This window comes from Aquabacterium soli, from assembly GCF_003933735.1.
In the GTDB taxonomy this organism is placed as follows: domain Bacteria; phylum Pseudomonadota; class Gammaproteobacteria; order Burkholderiales; family Burkholderiaceae_C; genus Aquabacterium; species Aquabacterium soli.
Map to the genome: position 1 here is coordinate 1 of NZ_RSED01000003.1, position 24,319 is coordinate 24,319.

The following is a 24,319-nucleotide window of genomic DNA, read 5'->3' on the forward strand; positions in this document are numbered from 1 at the left end:
TAATGGCTGGTGTTCTCGAAAAGCCTAACGCAATTTAGACGACAACGGCACGTTGCCACATCTGGGAAGAAATGGCTGCATGTAGCCATTTGTGGATAGATGCGAAATCCATATGTATCCACTTTTTGGAACTCGCAGAGGCCTCAAAAACTGACAACGAGCGTCCATCCATGACCCTCAAAGCCTGCATCCAACCTCACAGATTTTCAAGACATGCTGTTACACCACTATAGCCGCAGCGTTTAGCCCTGCCCGTTTTCTTCCGACGTCCTTCCCGCGAACGGAACTCCTTGTTCGGAATCTGTTCACACGTCATTCAGGAATCATGCTTCCCGAGATCACCACCTGTATGGAGACCCAACATGAAATGTCCCGTCTGCCCCGATGCCACCCTCTTGATGTCCGACAGGCAGGGCGTCGAGATCGACTACTGCCCCAGTTGCCGCGGCGTCTGGCTCGACCGTGGTGAGCTCGACAAGCTCATCCAGCTCGGCGCCCGCTCAGAAGCACCCGTGCAGCAGGTCGCCCAGCCCGCACGCCATGCGCCGCCCCCCGATTACCGCGGCCGCCCCCAGTTCGAAGATTCCGATTTCAACAAGAAGCACTACGGCAGCAACCACCGCCGCAAGTCCTGGCTCAGCGACATCTTTGACTGATCCATAACCGCCGCATCAGGGGTTGGCGTTGCTGAGGCGCGTCATCCCCGGCGACAGACCCTCTACCATCGTCTTCCATGGCGTTGAACTGGGTCTGGATCGGTTTTTTCACGGTGGCATTCGTCACCGTGCTCGTGCGCTCCCTGCTGGGGGCCGAAGGCCTGTTCCAGGCGCTGCTGACAGCGCTGTTCGATGGCGCCCGCTCCGGTTTTGAGATCTCCTTGGGCCTGGCCGGCGTCATGGCCTTGTGGCTTGGCCTGATGCGCGTGGGCGAACGTGCTGGCGTCATCGAGATGCTGGCGCGACTGGGCGGGCCGCTGCTTCGGCGCCTGTTCCCCGATGTGCCGGCCGGGCATCCCGCCCAGGGCGCCATGACGATGAACATCTCGGCGAACCTGCTGGGGCTGGACAACGCTGCCACGCCTCTGGGCCTCACAGCCATGCGCGAGTTGCAGACGCTCAACACGCGCCAGCCCGAGGTGGCCAGCAACGCCCAGATCATGTTCGTGGTGATGAACACGGCCGGGCTCACGCTGATCCCCACGTCCGTGATCGCCATCCGCCAGAGCGTGGCGCTCAAGCAGGGCCTGGGCGCCAGCTTCAACGCGGCCGACATCTTCATCCCCACCTTGCTGGTCACCTTCATCTCGCTGCTGGCGGGTGTGCTGGCCGTGGCCATGTGCCAGCGCCTGCCGCTGTGGCGTGCGCGCTTTCTGTTGCCAGTGCTGGCCATCGGGGGGCTGCTGGCCGGTGTCGTGACGGCCATGGCCCGCTTGCCGGCCGATCAGGCCTCTCACGTCGCCGGGGTCGTGGGCGCGGCCGTGATCATGGGGATCGTGATGCTCTTCCTGCTGACCGGGGCCATCAAACGCATCAATGTCTACGAGGCCTTCATCGATGGCGCCAAGGAGGGCTTTGGCGTGGCCGTGCAGATCGTGCCCTACCTGATTGCCATCCTCGTGGCCATCGGCGTGTTCCGCGCGGCGGGCTGCATGGATGCCTTGATGTCCGGCATTGGTGCAGCGGTGTCGTGGGCCGGGCTGGACACCGATTTCCTGCCGGCCTTGCCGGTGGGGCTGATGCGGGTGCTGTCGGGGGCCGGCGCGCGGGGGCTGATGATCGACGTCATGCAGACGCATGGGGTGGATTCGTTCCCGGGGCGCCTGTCTGCGGTCATCCAGGGCTCGGCCGAAACCACGTTCTACGTGATGGCCGTGTACTTCGGCAGCGTGGGTGTGAAGCAGGCGCGGCATGCACTGGCCTGCGCCTTGTTTGCCGATGCCGTGGGCCTGGTCGCGGCGATCACGGTGGGCTATGCGATGCTGCGCTGAGGCACGCCCATCATCGCGAGGCCCAAGCCTCGACACTCAGATCATTGCTCGGCCTCTGGCTCTGTTTTCGGCGATTCGATCATGCGGCTCAAGGCCGGCGGCACCAGATCCCGCTGCCCCCCTGTGCGCTTGCGGAACAGCTCGGTGCGCGCCAACAGGATGGTGGTCACGGGCACCGTGATCGACAGAAAGATGATGATCAGCCACGCATGCAGCGACAGCTTCTGATCCTGGGCGGAGAAGTACAGGATCGAGGCCAGCGTCACGCACCAGGCCGAAAAGCTGAAGGCCAGTGCCGGCGGGTGCATGCGCTGGAAGAAGGTGCGGAACCGCACCAGCCCGATCGCGGCCGACAGCGTGAACACGCCGCTGAGCATCAGCAGCACCGCCACCGGGATCTCGATCCACAACGATACGCCGGTGCCGTTCATTCGATCACCTCGCCACGCAGCAAGAACTTCGCCATCGATGCCGAGCTGACGAATCCGAACAGCGCGATCAGCAGCGCCGCCTCGAAGTACACCGCGTTGCGGTAGCGGATGGCCAGCACCAGCAAGGCCAGCATGCCGATGGTCCAGATCAGGTCCATGGCCAGCACGCGGTCCTGGGCCGAAGGGCCACGCACCATGCGCACCAGCGCCAGTGACATCGCCAGGATGTAGCAGGCCATCGTGAACACGATGGCGCTGAAGAGCAGGGCGCTCATGGGGTGCTCCTTCCTGCCTGGAAAATCTCGATCAGGGGGCGCTCATACCGCGACTTGATCATCGCGATCTCTGCTTTTTCATCTTCAAGGTCGAACACGTGTACCAGCAGGGCGCTGCGGTCCAGTGCCATCTCTGACCAGATCGTGCCTGGGATGACGCACATGATCGCGGCCAGCACGGCCAGGCCATTGGGATCGTGCAGATCCAGCGGCACCACGATGAACGTGCCGGTGGGCAGCTTTTCGCCACTGGCCAGCGTGCCGCGCAACACCCGCACGTTGGATCCGATCACATCGCTGCCCACGGTGAAGAACAGCTTGATGGCCACCCAGGGTTTGCGGAAGACCACCGGGGTGGGCCGCAGGCTGCGGGTCAGGGCGGGCGCGGCCAGCCCAAGCACGATGGCCAGCAGCCAGTCCCCCGGCGTGTAGGAGCGGTTGAGCACCAGCCACAGCGCAGCCAACGCAATGGACAGCAGCGGGGCAGGGAACAGGCGCTTGACGAGCATCATGGCGTGACCCTCGGTGCGTTTTGCCGCAGGCGGTCGGCATTGGTGGGCGTGGGCAGGGGCCGGGCAGACAGCACGGCACTGATGTAGGCCGCCGGCTTGTACAGCGAAGCCACGGTGGCGCGCGCGTAGTTCATCAGTGCTTCGGCGCGCACGGTGAACGCCAGGCAGATGGTGATCAGGATCACGATGGGCAGGGCCTCCACGGCGCGCACCACGGGCGCGGCCCGCTCCACCGGTGTCCAGAAAAAGCGGATGCCCACACGCGACAGCGCCACCAGGGCCAGCAGGCCCGAGGCGATCACCACGCCCATCAGCACCCAGTTGGGCCAGGGCACGGCCCGCCCGCCATCGCCCAGCAAGGCCGACAGCATCGCGAACTTGCCGATGAAGCCCGACAAGGGGGGCAGCCCCGCCACCAGCAGCGTGCAAGTGATGAAGCCCAGGCCCAGCATGGCCGTGGCCGCGGGGATGGGGCGCCCGATCAGGGCCTCTTCGTCTTCGTCAAGGTTGGTGTCTTCGTCCAGCAGTTCCTGATCCGCCAGCGCAAAAGGCAGGTGGTCTTCTTCGTCCTCGGGCGCACGCTGCGCCTCGGGCTCGGGGTTGCGAGAGCGGTCCATCAGCTCGCCCAGCAAGAAGAAGCAGGCCACGGCAAAGGTCGATGCAGGCAGGTAGTACAGCGCGCCGGCTGTCACCTCGGGGCGGGCCAGCCCGATCATCGCCATCAAGGTGCCTGATGACACGATCACTGCGAAGCCGATCAGGCGCGTGGGCTTCTGCGAGGCCATCATGCCCAGCGCGCCGAACACCAGCGTGCCGATGCCCCCCCACAGCAGCCAGCTGTTGCCAAAGCCCGCCGACACACCCGCCGCTGGCGAGAACAGCAGGGTGGACAGACGCAGCAGCACATAGATGCCCACCTTGGTCAGCAAGGCGAACATGGCGGCCGATGGCGCGCCGGCGCCGGAGTAAGCCGGCACCAGCCAGAAGTTCAAGGGCCACATGGCCGCCTTGGTCAGGAAGGCCACGGCCAGGATGGCGCAGCCCGCATGCAGCAGGGGGCGGTCGCTGGCGTACACCTGCGGGATCTTGGCGGCCAGATCGGCCATGTTCAGCGTGCCAGTCACCCCATAGATCAGCGCGGCCCCTACCAGGAACAGCGACGATGCGGCCAGGTTGATCGCCAGGTAATGAAGCCCTGACTTCACGCGCGATGGCCCTGATCCGTGCAACAGCAGGCCGTAGGACGCGGCCAGCATCACCTCGAAGAACACGAACAGGTTGAACAGATCGCCTGTGAGGAAGGCGCCGTTGATCCCCATGATCTGGATCTGCACCAGCACATGGAAGTGCGCGCCGGCCTTGTGCCAGCGGGCGATCGAGAACAGCATGGCGGCCAGCGCCACCACGGCCGTCACCAGCAGCATCAGCGCCGACAGGCGGTCCAGCACCAGCACGATACCGAACGGTACTTCCCAGTTCGATGGCAGGTACACACCGTAGGCGCTGGGCTGATCACCCTGGCGCACCCAGCGCAGCAGCAGCCAGGCCACGGCCAGGTTGGCCACCGTGGCCAGCACACCCAGGCCGGCCTTGCGCCGGTAGCGGCGGTCACCCAGCAGCAGCAGCAGGCAGGCCGTGAGCAAGGGCAGCAGGATCGGCGCGAGCAGCAGGTGAGGCATCAGCCCCTGCGTGAACGCGTGGATCAATGCGTTCATTCAGCGTCCCCCACGCCATCCACATGGTCGTTGCCGAAGAAGCCCCGCTGCGCCAGCAGCAGCACCAGGAACAGCGCCGTCATGGCAAAGCCGATCACGATGGCCGTCAGCACCAGGGCCTGCGGCATCGGGTCGGCATAACGCAGCAGCGTGGCGGGCACGCCCGGCGACACCATCGGTTCACTGTCGACCGCCAGGCGGCCCATGCTGAAGATGAACAGGTTCACGCCGTAGCTCAGCAGCGACAGGCCCATGATGACCTGGTAGGTACGCGGGCGCAGCAGCAGCCAGACGCCGCAGCTGGTGAGCGCGCCGATGGCAACGGCCAGCACGATCTCCATCAGTGGTCTCCTTCCGTGTCTCGGGCGGGCTGGCGGCGGCCCCGCACCGACTGGTGGCCCAGCGCGGTCAGGATCAGCAAGGTCGAGCCCACGACCAGCGTGAACACGCCGATGTCATAGAAAAGCGCACTGGCCACGTGGATCTTGCCCAGCACGGGCAGATCCAGGTGGAACATGTGCGTGGTGAGGAAGGGGTACCCAAACCACAGCGAGCCCAGCCCCGTGGCAGATGCCACCAGCAGGCCCGCCGCGATCCAGCGCTGCGGCGCCAGGTGCATGTGCGCCTCCACCCACTGCGTGCCCGACACGATGTACTGCACGATGAAGGCGGTGGACAGCACCAGTCCGGCCACGAAGCCGCCACCCGGCTCGTTGTGGCCGCGCATGAAGAAGTACACCGCGATCACCGCGGCGATGGGCAGCAGCAGGCGCATCAGCACCGCCGGCACCAGCAGGTAGCCATGGGCCGTGTCCGCGGCCGTCTGGGCGTTGACCAGGTCGGTCTTCAGGTCGGCAGGTACCGCCTGTTGCTGCGACGGCAGGATCACGCTTTCAGGCGCAGGCCGGAAGCGCCGCAGCAGCGCATACACCGTGAGCGCCACGGTGCCCAGCACGGTGATCTCGCCCAGCGTGTCGAAGCCCCGGAAATCCACCAGCATCACGTTCACCACATTGGCGCCACCGCCCTCAGGGATCGCCCGCTCCAGGAAGAAGGGCGAGATGCTCTGCGGAAATGGCCGCGTCATCATCGCGTAGGACAGCACCGCCATGCCGCTGCCGGCCGCCAGGGCCACCAGCAGATCGCGGCTGCGGCGCGCGCGCGCCTTGATCCGTTTGGCCAGGCTCTGCCGGTCCACGTGCTCTTCAAGCCGCTTGGGCAGCCAGCGCAGGCCCAGCATGAACAGCACGGTGGTGACCGCCTCCACCGACAGCTGCGTCAGCGCCAGATCGGGCGCAGAAAACCACGCGAAGGTGATGACGGTGACCAAGCCAGCCACGCTCATCAGCGCCAGCGCGGTGAGCCGGTGGTACTTGGCCTGCCACGCTGCCCCAAACGCCGCGGCAATGCCGACCGCCCACAGCAGGGCGAACGTGGGCGAGAAGGTCAGCGGCTGCCGATCGCCCACCCACCAGGCGCCGGGCGGGTTCACGCGCAGCCAGAAAGGCAGGACGGCCGCGAGCACGGTCACCAGCATCAGCAGGGCCATCTGGGGCTGCATGCGTTGCGTGCCCAGCAGGCGCACCGCGTGCCGCGCCCCTGCAGAGCACAAGGCCATCAAGGTTCGGAACAGCCGCTTGCCATTGAGGTGCCCGAACAGCGGCGTCTGCCGGATGCGTCCGCTGGCGATCGGCTTGCGCAGCACCCAGTACAGCGCGATGCCGCCCAGCATGGCCACCAGGCTCATCTGCAGCGGCACGTTGAAGCCGTGCCACACGGCCAGGTCGAAGGCGGGCAGTGTGCCCCCTACCACCGGCGCGGCTGCGCTGTTGAGAACAGCGCTGATGGACCACTGCGGCACCGTGCCCACCACCAGGCAGGCCAGCACCAGCAGCTCCACCGGCACCCGCATCCAATGGGGAGGCTCGTGCGGCTGGCGCGGTAATTCGCTGCAGGTGTTCGGGCCGAAGAACACATCCACCGTAAAGCGAAGCGAGTAGGCCACGCTGAAAACCCCCGCGATCACGGCGGCGGCGGGCAGCAACTGGTCGAACCAGGGCTCCGCCGTCAGGAACACGGCCTCGGAGAAGAACATCTCCTTCGAGATGAAGCCATTGAGCAGTGGCACCCCCGCCATGGCGGCACCCGCCACCATGGTGAGTGTGGCCGTCACCGGCATGTAGCGCCGTAGCCCGCTCAGGCGCTGCATGTCACGCGTGCCGGTCTCGTGGTCCACGATGCCCACCGCCATGAACAGCGAGGCCTTGAACGTGGCGTGGTTGATGATGTGGAACACGGCGGCCACCGCGGCCATCGGGCTGTTGAGCCCCAGCAGCGTGGTGATCAACCCCAGGTGCGAGATGGTGGAATAGGCCAGCACCCCTTTGAGGTCGTTCTGGAAGATGGCGCAGAATCCGCCCAGCAGCAGTGTGATCAAGCCGGTGCCGGTGACGATCCAGAACCACTCGTCCGTGCCCGACAGCACCGGCCACAGTCGGGCCAGCAAAAACACCCCGGCCTTGACCATGGTGGCCGAGTGCAGGTAGGCCGACACCGGCGTGGGTGCGGCCATAGCATGCGGCAGCCAGAAGTGAAATGGAAACTGCGCGCTCTTGCTGAAGGCGCCCAGAAGGATCAGCACCAGCGCCGTGGCATACAGTGGGTGCGAGCGCACCTGCGCGCCTGCGGCCAGCACGGTGTCCAGGTCGTAGCTGCCCACGATGTGGCCCAGCACCAGCAGGCCCGCCATCAGGCACAGGCCGCCGGCTCCCGTCACCGTGAGCGCCATGCGCGCGCCGCGGCGGGCATCACGGCGGTGGTGCCAGTAGCCGATCAGCAGGAACGAGAACAGGCTGGTCAGTTCCCAGAACAGCGCGATCTGGATCAGATTGCCCGACAGCACCACGCCGCTCATGGCCCCCATGAAGGCCAGCAGGAAGGCAAAGAAGCGCGGCACCGGATCGGCCGGTGACATGTAGTAGCGCGCGTACAGCACCACCAGCGCGCCGATGCCCAGCACCAGCATGGAGAACATCCACGCGAAGCCGTCCATGCGCAGCGTGAAGTTCAGCCCGAGCGAGGGCAGCCACTCCAGTTCCTGGCGGATCACGCCGCCGGCGGCGATTTCAGGGAAATACAAGGCTGCCTGCACCGCGCAGACCAGCGCGATCACCCCCGCCAGGCTGGATTCGGCGTTGCGGGCATTGGCAGGCAGCAACGCTGCAATCAGGCTACCCAGGAAGGGCAGGGCGACAAGCGTCAGTAAAGGCAGGTGCATGGGCGGTGGTCATGGGAAGTCCAGATCAGGCCAGGGCCTGCTTGATGGCGTCGGCAAAGCCGCGCAATTTGGCGTCATCGGCACGCGCGCTGGCGTGGATGCGCATCGGATCCCCGCCCGAACGCGGAATGATGTGGAAATGGCAGTGGGGCACGGTCTGCCCGGCGGCCGCGCCATTGAGCTGGCACACGAAGATGCCTTCGGCGTTCAGGGCCTGCTTGACCGCCCTGGCCAGCTTCTGGGTGGTGCGCACCACGGCCGATGCGGCCTCGGGTGACAGGTCCATCAAGGTCTCGCCAGCCTCCTTGGGGATCACCAGCACGTGGCCATCGGCCTGCGGCATGATGTCCATGAAGGCCAGCGTGGCCTCGTCTTCGTACACGGAGATGCAAGGCAACTCGCCGCGCAGGATTTTGGCGAAGATGTTGGTGCTGTCGTAAGCCATGGCAAAGCAGACGTGTGGGTTGCTGGAAGCGGAATGAATTTGTACGATGATAATCGCTACAGAAGCAGGGTCTTCGCTGAAGCTGGCCGGAAATGCCCTGAGCGTGCTGCAGAAAGCAGAAAAGCCCGGACAAGCCGGGCTTTTGGAGCAACTTCCGCCGTGCAACGAGTGGAACGATAGGTCAGTGGGACAGAGGACGACCTCCGGCACCGCTGTGGGCGTCCCTGAAATGCAGGTCTTCCATGGCGTCGCCGGTTTCATTGAGCGCATCCTCAACCGAGACCGGCTGAATGTTTTGCGCCAAGGATCCCTTCGGACCGACGGTCAGGTCGTACCTGACCTTGGAGCCTTGCTTCAAGGTTCGAAAGCCATCCATCTGGATAGCGGAGAAGTGGGCGAACACGTCGCCCCCGCCTACATCAGGTTCGATGAAGCCAAACCCTTTGGCGTCGTTGAACCATTTGACAGTGCCTGTGGCCATCACCTGTCCTCCTGTGAATTTCAGCCAATTCTGTGCATCGCGGACAGTGGTGTCAAGGCGCAGTTGTGACAGAACTTGTCTGAGCGCAGGTCGTTTCTAGGGGGTGACAAATCAACTGTTTAGGCGCATGCATGGGGCATTCGTCACGGCAGTGACGGCAAAGCTGTGCGCTTCGTTGGCGGGCCACTTCCCGGCAGCCTCGCGAGGCACTTTCCGGGGTGTTTTTTCGCCGCTGCGTAAACGGCCCTTCATCCCAGCGCGTTGAACCATGGAAAAGGGACGCCGGATCCGGGAAATTTACCCCCTTGTTTTCGGGTAGGTCACTCCAACATGAGTGGGCAGGACGCAGAATGCTCTCTTAGAATCATTTCATGACCTGGTCGTTACATCCCTATGCTTCGTCCGAACCGCCCGCGGTTCCGGACAATGACAATGCCGACTCGGTTGTGGTTGAGAAAGAGGCGCTGCAACTCGAACCCCCCAAGCTCTTTCAGGTCGTGATGCTCAATGACGACTTCACCCCGATGGAGTTTGTGGTCTACGTCTTGCAAGACCTGTTCCGTCACGATATTGAGGCGGCCACGCAGATCATGCTCAAAATCCACCACGAGGGTCGTGGTGTGTGCGGTGTCTATACCAAGGACGTCGCGGCCACCAAGGTCGAACTCGTTCTTGCCGCCGCCCGGCGAGCCGGGCACCCCCTGCAGTGCATTCTGGAGACAGCATGATCGCGCAAGAGTTGGAAGTGAGTTTGCACATGGCCTTCGTCGAGGCCCGACAGCAGCGCCACGAGTTCATCACCGTGGAGCACCTGCTGCTGGCCTTGATCGACAATCCATCTGCGTCGGAAGTATTGAAGGCTTGCGCAGCCAACCTTGACGAACTGCGCAAGAGCCTTGATCAGTTCGTTCGCGACAACACGCCCACGGTGGGCGGCACCGATGAGGTGGACACGCAACCCACGCTGGGTTTCCAGCGGGTGATCCAGCGCGCCATCATGCATGTGCAGTCCTCCGGCAGCGGCAAGAAGGAAGTCACCGGCGCCAACGTGCTGGTGGCCATCTTCGGCGAGAAGGATTCGCACGCGGTGTACTACCTGCATCAGCAGGGTGTGACTCGCCTGGACGTGGTGAACTTCATCGCCCACGGCATCCGCAAGGTCGATCCGCCTGAGGGGCCCGGCAAGGCGTCTTCGTCCGAGTCCAACCAGCCTGAGGGCGAGAAGGACGAAGGCGAGAGCAAGGCCTCGCCGCTGGAGCTCTACACCCAGAACCTCAACGTCGCCGCCCGCGAAGGCAAGATCGATCCCTTGATCGGCCGTGACCACGAGGTCGAGCGCGTGATCCAGGTGCTGTGCCGCCGTCGCAAGAACAACCCGCTGCTGGTCGGTGAGGCCGGCGTGGGCAAGACCGCCATCGCCGAGGGCCTGGCCTGGCGCATCACGCAGAACGACGTGCCCGAAGTGCTGGCCGATGCCGAGGTGTATTCCCTCGACATGGGCGCACTGCTGGCCGGTACCAAATACCGCGGTGATTTTGAGCAGCGCCTGAAGGCTGTGATCAAGCAGTTGAAGGAGCAGCCCAATGCCGTGCTGTTCATCGACGAGATCCACACCCTGATCGGCGCTGGCGCGGCTTCGGGCGGCACGCTCGATGCATCCAACCTGCTCAAGCCCGCGCTCAGCTCGGGCCAGCTCAAGTGCATCGGCGCCACCACCTTCACCGAGTACCGCGGCATCTTCGAGAAGGACGCGGCCCTGTCGCGGCGTTTCCAGAAGGTCGAGGTGGTCGAGCCGTCCGTCGAGCAGACCATCGAGATCCTCAAGGGGCTCAAGTCACGCTTTGAAGAGCACCACAGCGTGAAGTACGCGCTGGGCGCCCTGCAGGCGGCGGCTGAGCTGTCGGCCAAGTACATCAATGACCGCCACCTGCCCGACAAGGCCATCGACGTGATCGATGAAGCCGGTGCCGCGCAGCGCATCCTGCCCAAGAGCAAGCAGAAGAAGACCATCACCCGTGCCGAGGTCGAGGACATCGTGTCCAAGATCGCCCGCGTGCCGGCCACCAGCGTGTCCAGTGACGACCGTAGCAAGCTCAAGACGCTCGATCGTGATTTGAAGAGCGTGGTGTTCGGCCAGGACAACGCCATCGACGCCCTGTCGGCCGCCATCAAGATGGCCCGCTCGGGCCTGGGCAAGCCAGACAAGCCGATCGGCGCCTTCCTGTTCAGCGGTCCCACCGGCGTCGGCAAGACCGAGGTCGCCAAGCAACTGGCCTATGTGCTGGGCATCGACCTGATCCGCTTCGACATGTCCGAGTACATGGAGCGCCATGCGGTCAGCCGCCTGATCGGTGCGCCTCCGGGCTACGTGGGCTTTGACCAAGGCGGCCTGTTGACCGAGGCCATCACCAAGAAGCCGCACGCCGTGCTGCTGCTCGATGAAATCGAAAAGGCGCACCCGGATGTGTTCAACATCCTGCTGCAGGTGATGGACCATGGCACCTTGACGGACAACAACGGGCGCAAGGCTGATTTCCGCAACGTCATGATCATCATGACGACCAACGCGGGTGCCGAGACACTGCAGAAGTCCACCATCGGCTTCACCAACTCGCGAGAGCAGGGTGACGAGATGGGTGACATCAAGCGCATGTTCACGCCTGAGTTCCGCAACCGTCTCGATGCCATCGTGGGCTTCAAGCCGCTGGACGAGGAAGTCATCCTGCGCGTGGTCGACAAGTTCCTGCTGCAGCTCGAAGGCCAACTGGCAGAGAAGAAGGTGGATGTCACGTTCACCGATGCGCTGCGCCGTTACCTGGCCAAGCGTGGCTTCGATCCGCTGATGGGTGCCCGCCCGATGCAGCGCCTGATCCAGGACACGATCCGTCGTGCCTTGGCCGACGAACTGCTCTTCGGCGATCTGGTCGACGGTGGCCGCCTCACGGTGGACGTGGTCCCCAACGCCAAGGGCGAAGAAGAGGTCAAGCTGGACATCCAGGCGCGTCGCAGCGACAAGCCCAAGGCCGAGGCCGCAACCGCGGAGTAAGCATGCCGGGGGGATGATGTCCCCAAGCGAAAAGGCAGGCCTTGAGCCTGCCTTTTTCATGGGCAATGGATGTGTCAACGTGCGCGGCGACGGGCCATCAACGACACGGCTGCCAAGCCACCCAGCAACAGTGCCAGGCTGGCAGGCTCAGGCACCGCGGCCACCGAGACGTTGTCCAGCAGGGCGCCCATCTGATCGCCGCCCTGGTCGTCGAAGCTGAGGGTGTAATTGCCCGTCGTGGCCGCCGTGAACAGCACCGAATAGGTCGTGAACCCGCTGGACGGGGTGATGGTGTACGTGGCGAAGGTGCTGCCGAAGCTCACATGGACCACATCGCTGTTGCCGTTGCGATGGTTGCCACCCAGATCGAAACTCGCGATGTACTGAGTGCCGGCTGTGAGTGCAAGGGCGGTGCTCAGCACGCCAGCGGCCGACGACGACCCATCCAGGTCGATGTAGCGGCCGTTGCCCGGGATGAGGTCGTAGAAGCCGGGGCCGATGACATCGACCGTGCCCGCGCTCACGGCCCAGCCGGCGGGTGTGATGTTGGTGCCCAGTGGGTTGGCGTCGAAGTTGTCGGTGAAGACGGCGGCATGCGCGCTCGACAAGGCCAGTGACAGGGCGGCGATGGACAGCAGGTGTTTCATGGGCAGGCTCCGTTTGAATGATCGTGCCTGAGCGGGCGCCCAGGCGGTTCAACGGATCCTAGGCCTTGAGTGCGCCGGGCGATATCCTGCGATCTAGGTGCTCGGGGGTGGTCCCTCCGGAGGCGATCAACGCGGCCGGGTCTTCGCCGAAGAACCGTGCAAGCAGGGCGTAGACGTCGGCGAAATCTGCGCGCAAGGCCCAGGGGGCTACGAAAAAGGCTTCGGTGACCACCGGGAAGAACTCGACCAGTCCGGCTTCGGCCGCGTAGGGGTCCAGCCAGGTGTCTTCGCCACGGGCCAGGGCCTCGCTGTGGCGGTCGAAGCCTTGCCACATCACATCCTGCCATTGCGCCTTGCTGATGTCTGCCGGCAGTGGAGGTGTGCCATTGAGCTCGCCGCCGATCATGTCCAGCGCGTGGGCGAACTCGTGCACGACCACGTTGTAGCCGTGCTCCAGGTTGCGCGCCTGCTGCACGTCGTGCCAGGACAGCATCACGGGGCCATCGGGCATGGCCTCGCCGGCCAGGACCTCGTCGTACTGGTGCACCACGCCGGCCTCGTCCATCACCTCGCGGTGCGCGACGACCTGGTCCGGGTGCACGACGATGTGGCCCATGTGGGCATAGGCGCCCAGGCCCAGGCGCAGGACGGGCAGGCAGGCCTGCGCGGCGATGGCCACGGCCATCTCGTCGCTGATCTCCAGGCCGCCGGCCGGCACGAACCGCTTGCGGGCCAGGAACAGGGTGCTGAGGGCGCGCAGGCGTTGCTGCTGCTCAAGGCTGCGCCAGGCCAGGAAGGGGTAGTGCGCCAGGGTCTGTGCCCACAGCGCATCGGGGATGGCGCGGTGGCGCAGGATGCTTGATTCAGAGCGCCAGCTCAGCGGCAGGTGTCTGGCCAGGTGGTCGAGCAGGCTCATGCCTGCCCCGTCGGTGCCGCCAGCGCCTCGTCGATGGACAGGCGGTGGTAGCCGCTGGCGCTCAGGCGCATGACCTGGGCACGGTAGGGTGCGTGGTCCAGGTCCCAGTCGGACAGCACATGGCGTTGCGCCCCGGGCCGCGCGAACGGCTCGCTGGCCGGGCGATGGGTGTGCCCGTGCACCAGCACGGCGGCTGCGGCTGCGACCAGGGCATCGGCCACGGCCTGGGGGGCCAGATCGGCCCAGTCTTCCTGCCGCATGCCATGCTTTTGCGATTCGCTCGCCTCGCGCATGGCCTTGGCTGCGGCCAGGCGTGCCGGCAGGGGCTGGGCCAGGAAGCGGGCTTGCCAGGCGTCGCTGCGGGATTGGGCTCTGAAGGCCTGGTACGCGGTGTCGTCCAGACACCAGGCATCGCCGTGCGACAACACATGGCGTTGGTCGAAGGCCTGCAGCACGGTCGGGTCGCTCAGCAAACTGGCGTTGCAGGCGCGGGCCATCTCGGCGCCGAGCAGGAAATCGCGGTTGCCCACCATCAGGTGCAGGTCCAGCCGGGCGCCGGCCGCTGCCAGCTCGGCGGTGCAGGCCGCCTCAAACGGCTGGTGCCGCATGTCGTCGCCCACCCAGGCTTCGAACAGATCGCCCAGGATGAACACGGCATCGGCCCGCGTGCCCCGCAGAAAGCGCTGAAACGCCTCGAACGTGCGAGGGTGGCTCTCGTGCAGGTGCAGGTCGGAGATGAAATCAATGCACCGCCACGAGGGCGGTGCATGAAGGGAGGGCAGTGCGGTGTCGGGGCTCATGGCCACGTCGCCGGAGGCCTGAACGCCGCCGGCGCCTGGTGTCATCAGACTTCGACGGCCTTGGTGATGACCACGTCTTCCAGGGGCACGTCACCGTGGCCGCCGCGGTTGCCGGTCTTGACCTTTTCGATCTGGTCCACCACCTCGGTGCCTTCAGTGACCTTGCCGAACACGGCATAGCCCCAGCCGCTGGGGCTCTCGGACTTGAAGTTCAGGAAGTCGTTGTCGGTGCCGTTGATGAAGAACTGGGCGCTGGCCGAATGGGGCGCGCTGGTGCGGGCCATCGCCAGGGTGTAGCGGTCGTTCTTCAGGCCGTTGTTGGCTTCGTTCTGGATCGGGTCGCGGGTGGGCTTTTGCTTGAGGCCCGGCTCGAAGCCGCCGCCCTGGATCATGAAGCCCTTGATCACGCGGTGGAACACGGTGCCGTCGTAGTGGCCGTCACGCACGTAGGTCAGGAAGTTCTCGACGGTGGCGGGGGCCTTCTCGTCATCGAGTTCGATGCGGATCACGCCAGCAGTGGTGTGCAGTTCAACGTTCTTGGCCATGGTTCATTTCTCCAGCGTGGCTTGTTTGATGATGACGGGCTGCAGCGGCACATCGCCGTGCATGCCTTTCTGGCCCGTGGGCACCTTGCGGATCTTCTCGACCACGTCCATGCCCTGGACGACCTTGCCGAACACGGCGTAGCCGTTGCCATCCTGCGAGCGGGCGGCATCCAGGAAGCCATTGTCCGTCACGTTGATGAAGAACTGCGCCGTGGCGGAATTGGGGTCCATGGTGCGGGCCATGGCCACGGTGCCGCGCACGTTGTTCAGGCCGTTGCGGCTTTCAAGCGGGATCGGTGCACGCGTGGGCTTTTCCTTCATGTCGGGGGTCATGCCGCCGCCCTGCACCATGAAGCCGCTGATCACGCGGTGGAAGATGGTGCCGTTGTAGTGACCAGCCTTCACGTAGGCCAGGAAGTTCTCGACCGTCTTGGGGGCCTTGGCGGCGTCCAGCTGCAGAACGATGTCGCCCTGGTTGGTGCTCAGGCGCACGTTCTGGGCCTGGGCGGCAACGCTCAGGACCAGGCCGCCCAGCACGATGGCGGCACGGCTCAGCAGGGTGGTGGTGTTCTTCATCCGATCACTCCTTCATAGAATATTTTCCACAGGCCGCCTTCCTTGCCCCAGTACTGGCGCTTGATGGCGCCCGTGCGCTCGCCCTCGTTCAGCTCGCCGAAGGTGACGACCAGTACATCGCTGCGGTCACGCCATGCCAGGATGGACATGTCCTTGAGCTGCAGTTGGCGGCCCTTCTGGCTGCTGGCCTCGCGCTCCATCAGCTGTCGCCATTGGGCCTGATCACGGTTGCCGCTGGCGAACTGGGGCGAATAGAAGGCCATCAGGCGGTTGATGTCGCCGCTGGCCCGGGCCACACGCCAGCCTTCGAGCAGATTGTGCAGGTCGCGGCGCGGGGTTTCCTGGGCCTGCGGCTCTACCCATTCGAGCGACCGGGCGATCACCACCGGCGTGGTGCGGGGCTGCACCCGTTCCATGATGCTCTTGAGCTCGGGGTTGGCCAGGGCGACGCAGCCATCGGTGCTCTGCGGGCTGCGGGCGTAGCTCTCGCTGGGCACGCCGTGCAGCCAGATGCCACTGCCGGTTCGGCCCATGCGGCGGTCGTACTCGTTGGGGTAGTTCAGGGGCAGGGCGCCCACGCCGTAGAAATCGGTCAGCTGGGCGGCATCCAGGCGGCTGGTGATGTAGTACACGCCAATGGGCGTGCGCTGATCGCCCTGCGTGCTTTTTTCGGGGCCCAGCTTGCCGATGGAGGCATAGTGATCAGCCACCAGTTGCAGGCCGTTGGGGCCGTTTTCGAACACGTACAGCCGCGAGCGGCTGGCATCGACCGCAATGGCGTGCTTGGTGGTGGGCGGCAGGTCGACGAACTGCGTGGGGATGGCGCCCACGGGCGGGCGCTCTTGCAGCGCCAGCAGTCGGCGGTTGGCCTCGACGCGCAGTTGCTCCAGGCGCTCGGGGGCCTTGCCCACCAGGGCCTGTGGTGCGTTGCCCATCTGCTGCAGCGGGCCCGCACGGGCGGTAAGCAGATCACCGTAGACCAGTTGGGCCAGCTGGAAATTGGGAACATCTTGAACCAGCAGGCGGGCTTTTTCGAGCGCCTGCGCGGCGTCGCCAGAGCCCACCAGGCGGTAGATCTCCAGCAGGCGGCCTTCTGCGGACGGATCGTTCGTGTGCTGTGCCAGCTGCTTGAGGCTGATCGCATGCTTGGCCGTCTCGGGGCTGGCCTGGTGTGCGAGGGCCACGGTGACCGGAGCCTCTTCGGTCGTCGGTTTGCGGCCGGCGTAGGCCTGTGCCCAGTCCGCCGACATCAACGAAGACACGGCCCAGATGGCGAGAGGCGCGCTCACGCCAACCACCAGTGCAAAAGCCCGCCCGGCCGACAACTTGAACGGCCGGCGGTTGCTCGAACGTTTCATCTCACGAACCCGACGATTCCTTCACGATGACCCAGTTGCCGCCATTGCGGACCAGTTCAAGACGCTTTCCGCTGGAAATGTTCAGGCTGTCGGCCTTGTAGTCCTGACGGAACTTGGCCGTGGCCTTGTTGCCGGTGACCTTGACATCCAGGTCGGAAATCTTCACGGAAATGTTGCGCTTGCCGACGATGCGGTCGCGGCGCTCTTGTTCCCAGGCCTTGCGGTTCTTGCCGCCGCCGTTGAAGTCCTTGGCATAGGCCGCGAGGTAATCGTCCATGTCCTTGCGGCTCCAGGCGGAAGCCCAGTCGCGCACGGCGGCTTCGACATCACGCTCTTGCGCATCGACACGGGCCTCTGCGGCAGGTGCCGGGGCGGGCGTCGGAGCGGGTTTGGCCGCTGGAACGGGTGCCGGGGCCGGCACGGGGGCTGGCGCGGGTGCGGGCACCGGAGCAGGGGCCGGGGCCGGCGTGGGCGATGCGGGTACGGCGACAGGGGCCGGGGCAGAGGGCTTGGTCGGCGCGTTGTTGGTCAGCGCGGCCACGGCGGCAGAGCCACGGTCTTTCGGGAACAGGTCGCGGATCATGGCCAGCTTGGGAGCCACGGCCGAGCGCGTGTCGATCTGCAGGGCCTTGGAGTAGGCCTGGCTGGCCAGCTTGGCGTAGACATCGCCCAGGTTCTCGTAGGCGGTGGCGTAGCTGGGGTTGGTGCGGATGGCCATCTCAAGCGCCGTGCGCGACTTGTCGTACTGGCCCTGCTGGGCGTAGAGCACGGCCAGGTTGTTGAAGGGTTCGGGCAGTTCGGGGAAGTCTTCGGTGAGCTTCTGGAAGGTCGTGATGGCTTCAGGGGTGCGGCCGGCCTGCGACAGGCTGATGCCGCGCAGGAAGCGCATCATCGGATCGCGGGGCTTCGTGGTCAGGAACTGATCCGCCTTCTGCAGCGCTTCGGCGTTCTTGCCGGCGGCCAGGAGCTTCTGGACATCGGCCACGTCATCCGCACGCACGACCTGGCTCGACAGGCTCAGCATCGCGATGGCAACGCACTGGGCAGCCATCGCTGTCAGGCGGGCTCCGAAATGGGGCGCAACAACTCGCATGGGTCTTGTTTATCTCAAGGTGGTGGATCAGAGGTAGCCCCGGAGAATACCAGCGCAAAGTGGTCTTTGTGGTTGATGAACACCCTGACGCACACACCTCGTTCGAGGTCCCCCGGCTATACTCGCCCGATTGTATCCGAGCGCCTGTCCTGACCTGAATCCCGACTGAGAGATACAGGTCCGGGGGCTCCCTGGCTTTCAGCCTGAGAAGGCCCGCAGGATCGCCCTGACCGTTGCGTCGGCGCATCCACGGCCTGAGGTTTCCGCTTTTCCCATGAGTCTGCGCATTTTCAACAGCCTGTCCAGGCAGCTAGAGTCGTTTTCTCCGATGGAGCCCGGTCACGTGCGGATGTACGTGTGCGGCATGACGATCTACGATTACTGCCACGTGGGGCATGCCCGCATGATGATGGCCTTCGATGTGGTGCAGCGCTGGCTGCGCGCCTCAGGCCTTCAGGTCACGTACGTGCGCAACATCACCGACATCGATGACAAGATCATCAAGCGTGCGGTCGAGCGCGGCATCACCATCCGCCAGTTGACGGACGAGATGACCCAGGCCATGCACGATGACATCGGCGCCCTGGGCATCGAGCCGCCTACGCACGAGCCCCGTGCCACGCAGTACGTGCCCCAGATGCTGGGCATGATCAGCCAGCTGGAAGCCAAGGGCCTGGCCTACCGCGCGAGCAATGGCGACGTGAACTATGCCGTGCGCAAGTTCGAGGGCTACGGCAAGCTGTCCGGCAAGTCGCTGGACCAGCTGCGCGCCGGCGAGCGCGAACTCAACGGGGCTGGCGCCCGCGCGGCCGATGGCAAGCAGGATCCGCTGGACTTCGTGCTCTGGAAGGCGGCCAAGCCCGAAGAGCCGCAGGATGCCAAGTACGACTCCGACTACGGCGCAGGCCGCCCTGGCTGGCACATCGAGTGCTCGGCCATGGCCTGCTCGCTGCTGGGCGAGCAATTCGACATCCATGGTGGGGGCCTGGATCTGCAGTTCCCGCACCACGAGAACGAGATCGCCCAGAGCGAAGGCGCCACCGGCAAGCGCTTTGTGAACTACTGGATGCACAACGGCTTCCTGAACGTGGACAACGAGAAGATGTCCAAGTCGCTGGGCAACTTCTTCACCATCCGCGACGTGCTCAAGAGCTACGACGGCGAGACGGTGCGCTTCTTCATGCTGCGCGTGCAGTACCGCGGCCCGTTCAACTACAGCGATGCCGGGCTGGACGACGCCCGCCTGGGCCTGCGCCGCCTGTACACGGCCCTCGATGCGGTCAACCCGCCAGATGGGCCCTATCAGATCGACTGGAGCCACCCGCAGGCCGCGCGCTTCAAGGCCGCGATGGACGAGGACATCAACACGCCGATCGCTGTGTCGGTGCTGTTCGACCTGGCCGCAGAACTCAACCGTGACCGCTCGCCGGCAACGGCCGCCTTGCTCAAGGCCCTGGGCGGTGTGCTGGGCTTGCTGCAGTTGTCGCCGAAGGCCTATCTGCAAGGCGGCATGGCAGCGGGTGACGAGGCTGAGGCCATCGAAGCTGCCATCGTGGCACGCGCCGAAGCCAAGAAGGCCCGCAATTTTGCCGAGGCCGATCGCATCCGCGATGAACTGGTCGCCAAGGGCATCGTGCTGAAAGACTCGCCTCAGGGCACCACCTGGGTCAAAGCCTGATGAGCGCCGCCCCTCGATCAACCGCCGCCGACAGCGCGGCGACCCCAGTGTCGGCGCCACTGGTCACCCCGCCGTTCTGGGACGATGCCTGCAAGCACCTGTCCAAGCGCGACCGTGTGATGCGCAAGCTGATCGCCGACTTCGGCCTGGCCCGGCTGCACAGCCGCCGGGATGCCTTCACCACGCTGGCGCGTTCCATCGTCGGGCAGCAGGTGTCTGTCAAGGCCGCGCAGACCGCATGGATCAAGCTGCTGGCCTTGCTGGAACTGCCCAACGATGGCGTGAGCGTCCTGCTGCCCGCCTCCAGCCTGGTGTCCGTGCCGGCGGACAAGCTGCGTGGCGTTGGGCTGTCGGCCCGCAAGGTGGAATACCTGTCGGATCTGGCCCGCCATTTCGTTGACGGGCGCGTTCACGTCGACCAATGGGTGGACATGGGTGACGAGGCCATCATCGACGAACTGGTCGCGATCCGGGGCATCAGCCGCTGGACCGCCGAAATGTTCTTGATTTTTCACCTGATGCGCGCCAATGTATTGCCCCTGGACGACCTGGGTTTGATCAAAGGCATCAGCATCAACTACTTCAGCGGCGAGCCGGTGTCGCGGGCCGAAGCGAGAGAGATCGCCGACGCCTGGGCCCCTTACCGCACTGTCGGCACCTGGTATCTTTGGCGCAGCCTCGACCCGCTGCCCACGGGTGCCTGATCTGCCAGGATGATTCACCATGAGCAAACGTCATTTTCTTGAGTTCGAGCAACCCATTGCCGAGCTGGAAACCAAGATCGAAGAACTGCGCTACGTGCAGAGCGAGTCGGCTGTCGACATTTCTGAAGAAATCGACCGCTTGAGCAAGAAGAGCACACAGCTCACGAAGGACATCTACGCCAGCCTGTCGCCATGGCAGGTGACGCAGATCGCCCGCCATCCACAACGCCCGTACACGCTGGACTACGTGAACGAGCTGTTCACGGATTTCCAGGAGATGCATGGCGACCGCCATTTCTCCGATGACCTGTCCATCGTCGGGGGCCTGGCGCGTTACAACGGCCAGCCCTGCATGGTGCTGGGCCATCAGAAGGGTCGCGACACCAAGGAGCGCGCCATGCGCAACTTCGGCATGTCGCGCCCCGAGGGCTACCGCAAGGCCCTGCGCCTGATGCAGACCGCCGAGAAGTTCGGCCTGCCGGTGTTCACCTTCGTGGACACGCCTGGCGCCTACCCCGGCATTGGCGCGGAAGAGCGCAACCAATCCGAAGCCATTGGTCGCAACATCTTCGAGATGGCGCGGCTGGAGGTGCCCATCATCACCACCATCATCGGTGAAGGTGGCTCGGGCGGCGCGCTGGCCATCAGCGTGGCCGACCAGGTGCTGATGCTGCAGTACTCGGTGTATTCGGTGATCTCGCCTGAAGGCTGCGCGTCCATTTTGTGGAAGACATCCGACAAGGCCCCCGACGCCGCGGAGGCGCTGGGCATCACGGCGCACCGCCTGAAGGCGCTGGGCCTGATCGACAAGATCATTTCCGAGCCCGTGGGTGGCGCCCACCGTGACCACAAGCAGGCCTGCGCCAACCTCAAGCGCGCCTTGAACGATGCCGTGCGCCAGGTCAGTGACCTGAAGGTCAAGGACCTGCTGCAACAGCGTTACGAGCGCCTGCAGGCCTATGGCCGCTACAACGACACCACCGAGCATTGAGCTGCCCGCGGCGCTGCCCTCGAGCAGCGCTGGCCGCCGCCTGGCCGTGGCCTGCAGCGGTGGGCGTGATTCCATGGCGTTGCTGCATGCCGCTGTGCGCGAGGGCGCGTCATTGGGGGCAGAGGTGGTGGCGCTGCACGTGCACCACGGCCTGAGCGCCCAGGCCGACACATGGCTGGACCATGTGCGCGAGCAGTGCGCCCGCTGGGCCTTTGAAGGCTTGCCCGTGTCGTTTCAATCACGGCGCCTGGCCTTGTCGCCGGGGGTGGGCGAGAGTGTGGAAGCCCTGGCACGTGGAGCTCGCTACCAGGCCTTGGCACAGATGTGTCAAGAGGCCGGTTGCGATGCCGTGCTGCTGGCGCACCACCGCCGCGACCAGGCAGAGACCTTCGTGTTGCAGGCACTGCGCGGCGCAGGTGTGGCCGGCCTGGCGTGCATGGCAGGGGCCATGCAGCGCCATGGTGTCACGTGGCTCAGGCCCTGGCTGGGGCAGCCGCGCGAGCGCATCGAAGCCTACGTGGCGCTGCATGCCGTGCCTTTCGTGGACGACGACAGCAACGTTGACCACCGCTTTGCCCGCAACCGCTTGCGGCTCGCCGTCTGGCCGGCCTTGCAGCAGGCCTTTGGTGATGCCGAACAGGCCCTGGCCCAGGCCGCCGCCCACCAATCGGATGTGCTGGCCTGCATGGACGACTGGCTGGCCATCCGCTTGCCAGAGGTGAGCCGGGCCGTGGCCGCAGGGCAGGGCGATGAGGCGGGGGCGGCCAGGTTGGCCCTGGATGTCCAGGCCTGGTCGATCTGGGGTGAGGGGCCGCGACGCGAGCTGCTGCGCGGCTGGTTCCGGCAGGCCACGGGGCGCGTGCTGCCCGCTTCCTGGGTGCAGCGCCTGCACGTGGAGGCGCTGGGTGCTGCCGCAGCACGCCGCTGGCCCATGAGCCTGCGGGCCCTGGCCCCGAACCAACCTGGGCTGGAGGGTGAGGTGGTGCTGTACCGCGGGTTGCTGACCTGGCGGCCTTGGGCCGCGGTGCCGTCGGTTTTCTCACCATGGGCTGATCAGCCCGATTCGCTCAGCCTGCACATCGAGACGGCCGGGCGGGTGATGTTGCCCGCAGGCTGGGGTCAATTGATGGTGGAGCCTGTGGCTGCAGAAGGTGTGCCTCTGTCCTGGCTGAACGATTGCGAACTGGCGCCGCGTCGCGGAGGCGAGCGCTTCCAGATGGCCGCCGGCAGGCCTGCCCGATCGCTCAAGAAACAGTTCCAGATGCTGGCCGTGCCTGCCTGGGCACGAGAGGGGCCGCTGCTCTGGGCGCAGGGCCAATTGATCTTTGTGCCCGGCCTGGGCATGGATGCGCGAGCCTGGGGGCGCCCGGGTGAAACCCAGGTTCGGTTGACCTGGCGCCCCGCGATCATCCCCGACCCATCTGAACACGCGGGTATCCCGCCTGTCGGCAGGGCGGTTGCCGGTTAAAATCTAAGGTTTGGCCATGCAGGCACTGCGCGGCCGGCAGCATTTCCAACATAGCAACGTCTCTGACATGGCACTGATTGTTCACAAATACGGCGGCACGTCGATGGGCTCTACCGAGCGCATCCGCAACGTGGCCAAGCGCGTGGCCAAGTGGGTGCGGGCGGGTCATCAACTCGTGGTCGTTCCCTCGGCCATGAGCGGCGAGACCAACCGCCTGCTGGGCTTGGCCAAGGAGCTTTCCGGCACCCCCAGCGCACGCGAACTCGACATGATTGCCGCCACCGGCGAGCAGGTGTCGTCCGGCCTGCTGGCCATCGCCCTGCAGGCCGAAGGCCTGGAGTCGGTGAGCTACGCCGGCTGGCAGGTGCCCATCAAGACGGATTCGTCCTTCACCAAGGCCCGCATTGAGAGCATCGACGATGTCCGCGTGCGCGCCGACCTGGCCGCCGGCAAGGTGGTGGTGATCACGGGCTTCCAGGGCGTGAGCCCTGAAGGCCACATCACCACGCTGGGCCGTGGCGGTTCCGACACCTCGGCCGTGGCCGTGGCAGCCGCCATGAAGGCCGACGAGTGCCTGATCTACACCGACGTCGATGGTGTCTACACCACCGACCCGCGCGTGGTGCCCGAAGCCCGCCGCCTGAACACCGTCAGCTTCGAAGAGATGCTGGAGATGGCCAGCCTGGGTTCGAAGGTGCTGCAGATCCGCTCGGTCGAGTTCGCCGGCAAGTACCGCGTGCCCCTGCGCGTGCTGTCGAGCTTCACCCCCTGGGACATCGATCTCGACGAAGAAGCCAAGTCGGGCACCCTGATCAGTTTTGAGGAAGACGAAAACATGGAACAAGCCGTTGTTTCCGGCATCGCGTTCAACCGCGACGAAGCCAAGATCACCGTGGTCGGCGTGCCCGACACCCCTGGCATTGCCTACCAGATCGTGGGCAAGGTCGCCGATGCCAACATCGACGTGGACGTGATCATCCAGAACGTCTCGCACGATGGCAAGACGGACTTCTCGTTCACCGTGCATCGCAATGATTTCCAGCGCACGATGGATCTGCTGCAAAAGGATGTGCAGCCTACGCTGGGCGCCAAGGAGATCGTGGGCGACCCCAAGATCTGCAAGGTCAGCATCGTGGGCATCGGCATGCGCAGCCACGCTGGCATCGCCAGCACGATGTTCAAGACCCTGTCTGATGAAGGCATCAACATCCAGATGATCACCACCAGCGAGATCAAGACCTCGGTCGTGATCGACGAGAAGTACATGGAGCTGGCTGTGCGTGCACTGCACAAGGCCTTCGGCCTGGACGAGCAGAAGGCCTGATCGCTTTTCAGGCGTTGTTTTGAGCACAGCTCAACGGCCAGAGATCATTT

23 protein-coding genes and 1 pseudogene are annotated in these 24,319 nt (G+C 65.1%); 9 read left to right on the top strand and 15 right to left on the bottom strand.

Annotated features, from left to right (window positions below):
* The first annotated feature begins 362 nt into the window (after positions 1-362).
* Positions 363-656, top strand: a complete 294-nt coding sequence (locus tag EIP75_RS03925; protein ID WP_125241943.1) for a TFIIB-type zinc ribbon-containing protein — start codon at positions 363-365, stop codon at positions 654-656.
* A gap of 77 nt (positions 657-733) precedes the next feature.
* Positions 734-1,987: a spore maturation protein gene (locus EIP75_RS03930; protein WP_125241944.1), complete on the top strand. Its 1,254-nt coding sequence runs from the start codon at positions 734-736 to the stop codon at positions 1,985-1,987.
* A gap of 41 nt (positions 1,988-2,028) precedes the next feature.
* Here the strand turns inward: EIP75_RS03930 and EIP75_RS03935 are convergent, their stop codons facing one another.
* The 8 genes and pseudogenes from EIP75_RS03935 to EIP75_RS03970 form a co-directional block, all read right to left on the bottom strand.
* A complete protein-coding gene (locus EIP75_RS03935) occupies positions 2,029-2,418 on the bottom strand; it encodes a Na+/H+ antiporter subunit G (protein ID WP_125241945.1) in 390 nt (129 codons plus the stop codon).
* Positions 2,415-2,693, bottom strand: coding sequence for a K+/H+ antiporter subunit F (locus tag EIP75_RS03940; RefSeq protein ID WP_125241946.1), 279 nt, complete (start codon positions 2,691-2,693; stop codon positions 2,415-2,417). Before EIP75_RS03940 ends, EIP75_RS03935 begins: the two co-directional genes overlap by 4 nt.
* Positions 2,690-3,205, bottom strand: coding sequence for a Na+/H+ antiporter subunit E (locus EIP75_RS03945; RefSeq protein WP_233584667.1), 516 nt, complete (start codon positions 3,203-3,205; stop codon positions 2,690-2,692). Before EIP75_RS03945 ends, EIP75_RS03940 begins: the two co-directional genes overlap by 4 nt.
* Positions 3,202-4,920: a monovalent cation/H+ antiporter subunit D gene (locus EIP75_RS03950; protein WP_199758489.1), complete on the bottom strand. Its 1,719-nt coding sequence runs from the start codon at positions 4,918-4,920 to the stop codon at positions 3,202-3,204. Before EIP75_RS03950 ends, EIP75_RS03945 begins: the two co-directional genes overlap by 4 nt.
* Positions 4,917-5,261, bottom strand: coding sequence for a Na+/H+ antiporter subunit C (locus tag EIP75_RS03955; RefSeq protein WP_125241947.1), 345 nt, complete (start codon positions 5,259-5,261; stop codon positions 4,917-4,919). Before EIP75_RS03955 ends, EIP75_RS03950 begins: the two co-directional genes overlap by 4 nt.
* Positions 5,261-8,191: a monovalent cation/H+ antiporter subunit A gene (locus tag EIP75_RS03960; RefSeq protein ID WP_125242227.1), complete on the bottom strand. Its 2,931-nt coding sequence runs from the start codon at positions 8,189-8,191 to the stop codon at positions 5,261-5,263. The genes EIP75_RS03955 and EIP75_RS03960 overlap by 1 nt, the downstream gene beginning before the upstream one ends.
* Before the next feature lie 31 nt (positions 8,192-8,222).
* Positions 8,223-8,642 carry an HIT family protein gene (locus EIP75_RS03965; RefSeq protein ID WP_125241948.1) on the bottom strand — a complete coding sequence of 140 codons (420 nt, stop codon included), beginning with the start codon at positions 8,640-8,642 and terminating at the stop codon, positions 8,223-8,225.
* A 286-nt stretch (positions 8,643-8,928) separates the two neighbouring features.
* A pseudogene (locus EIP75_RS03970) lies at positions 8,929-9,123 on the bottom strand (cold-shock protein); the annotation flags it as partial.
* A gap of 371 nt (positions 9,124-9,494) precedes the next feature.
* Between EIP75_RS03970 and clpS the strand changes: the two are divergent.
* Positions 9,495-9,851: an ATP-dependent Clp protease adapter ClpS gene (gene clpS / locus EIP75_RS03975; RefSeq protein WP_125241950.1), complete on the top strand. Its 357-nt coding sequence runs from the start codon at positions 9,495-9,497 to the stop codon at positions 9,849-9,851.
* Positions 9,848-12,169 (top strand): ATP-dependent Clp protease ATP-binding subunit ClpA, encoded by a 2,322-nt coding sequence (gene clpA / locus EIP75_RS03980; RefSeq protein WP_125241951.1) that lies wholly within the window; start codon positions 9,848-9,850, stop codon positions 12,167-12,169. The genes clpS and clpA overlap by 4 nt, the downstream gene beginning before the upstream one ends.
* Positions 12,170-12,243: 74 nt before the next feature.
* Here the strand turns inward: clpA and EIP75_RS03985 are convergent, their stop codons facing one another.
* Genes EIP75_RS03985 through EIP75_RS04015 form a run of 7 tightly spaced genes read right to left on the bottom strand, consistent with a single transcriptional unit; the run spans position 12,244 to position 18,062 of the window.
* Positions 12,244-12,816, bottom strand: a complete 573-nt coding sequence (locus EIP75_RS03985; protein ID WP_125241952.1) for a DUF642 domain-containing protein — start codon at positions 12,814-12,816, stop codon at positions 12,244-12,246.
* Between the two features lie 58 nt (positions 12,817-12,874).
* Entirely contained in the window at positions 12,875-13,732 is an 858-nt protein-coding gene (locus tag EIP75_RS03990) for a M90 family metallopeptidase (RefSeq protein WP_125241953.1), read from the bottom strand.
* The gene (locus EIP75_RS03995; RefSeq protein WP_233584668.1) at positions 13,729-14,577 is read right to left on the bottom strand and encodes a UDP-2,3-diacylglucosamine diphosphatase; all 849 of its coding nucleotides are present in this window, start codon (positions 14,575-14,577) and stop codon (positions 13,729-13,731) included. Before EIP75_RS03995 ends, EIP75_RS03990 begins: the two co-directional genes overlap by 4 nt.
* Positions 14,577-15,077 carry a peptidylprolyl isomerase gene (locus EIP75_RS04000; protein ID WP_125241954.1) on the bottom strand — a complete coding sequence of 167 codons (501 nt, stop codon included), beginning with the start codon at positions 15,075-15,077 and terminating at the stop codon, positions 14,577-14,579. Before EIP75_RS04000 ends, EIP75_RS03995 begins: the two co-directional genes overlap by 1 nt.
* 3 nt (positions 15,078-15,080) lie before the next feature.
* Complete coding sequence (locus EIP75_RS04005) at positions 15,081-15,653, bottom strand: peptidylprolyl isomerase (protein WP_125241955.1); 573 nt, start codon at positions 15,651-15,653, stop codon at positions 15,081-15,083.
* The gene (locus EIP75_RS04010; RefSeq protein ID WP_233584669.1) at positions 15,650-17,011 is read right to left on the bottom strand and encodes a L,D-transpeptidase family protein; all 1,362 of its coding nucleotides are present in this window, start codon (positions 17,009-17,011) and stop codon (positions 15,650-15,652) included. The genes EIP75_RS04005 and EIP75_RS04010 overlap by 4 nt, the downstream gene beginning before the upstream one ends.
* A 1-nt stretch (position 17,012) precedes the next feature.
* Complete coding sequence (locus EIP75_RS04015) at positions 17,013-18,062, bottom strand: nuclear transport factor 2 family protein (protein ID WP_125241956.1); 1,050 nt, start codon at positions 18,060-18,062, stop codon at positions 17,013-17,015.
* A gap of 316 nt (positions 18,063-18,378) precedes the next feature.
* On the opposite strand from EIP75_RS04015, the gene cysS reads away from it, so the two are divergent.
* The 5 genes from cysS (at position 18,379) to EIP75_RS04040 (ending at position 24,269) form a co-directional block, all read left to right on the top strand.
* The gene (gene cysS / locus EIP75_RS04020) at positions 18,379-19,782 is read left to right on the top strand and encodes a cysteine--tRNA ligase (RefSeq protein ID WP_125241957.1); all 1,404 of its coding nucleotides are present in this window, start codon (positions 18,379-18,381) and stop codon (positions 19,780-19,782) included.
* Between the two features lie 119 nt (positions 19,783-19,901).
* Entirely contained in the window at positions 19,902-20,486 is a 585-nt protein-coding gene (locus tag EIP75_RS04025; protein ID WP_420797147.1) for a DNA-3-methyladenine glycosylase family protein, read from the top strand.
* 19 nt (positions 20,487-20,505) lie between these two features.
* On the top strand, positions 20,506-21,477 hold the full coding sequence (locus tag EIP75_RS04030) for an acetyl-CoA carboxylase carboxyltransferase subunit alpha (protein WP_125241959.1): 972 nt from the start codon (positions 20,506-20,508) through the stop codon (positions 21,475-21,477).
* Positions 21,446-22,945, top strand: a complete 1,500-nt coding sequence (tilS, locus tag EIP75_RS04035) for a tRNA lysidine(34) synthetase TilS (protein ID WP_125241960.1) — start codon at positions 21,446-21,448, stop codon at positions 22,943-22,945. Before EIP75_RS04030 ends, tilS begins: the two co-directional genes overlap by 32 nt.
* 67 nt (positions 22,946-23,012) lie before the next feature.
* Complete coding sequence (locus EIP75_RS04040; protein ID WP_125241961.1) at positions 23,013-24,269, top strand: aspartate kinase; 1,257 nt, start codon at positions 23,013-23,015, stop codon at positions 24,267-24,269.
* Positions 24,270-24,319: the final 50 nt, after the last annotated feature.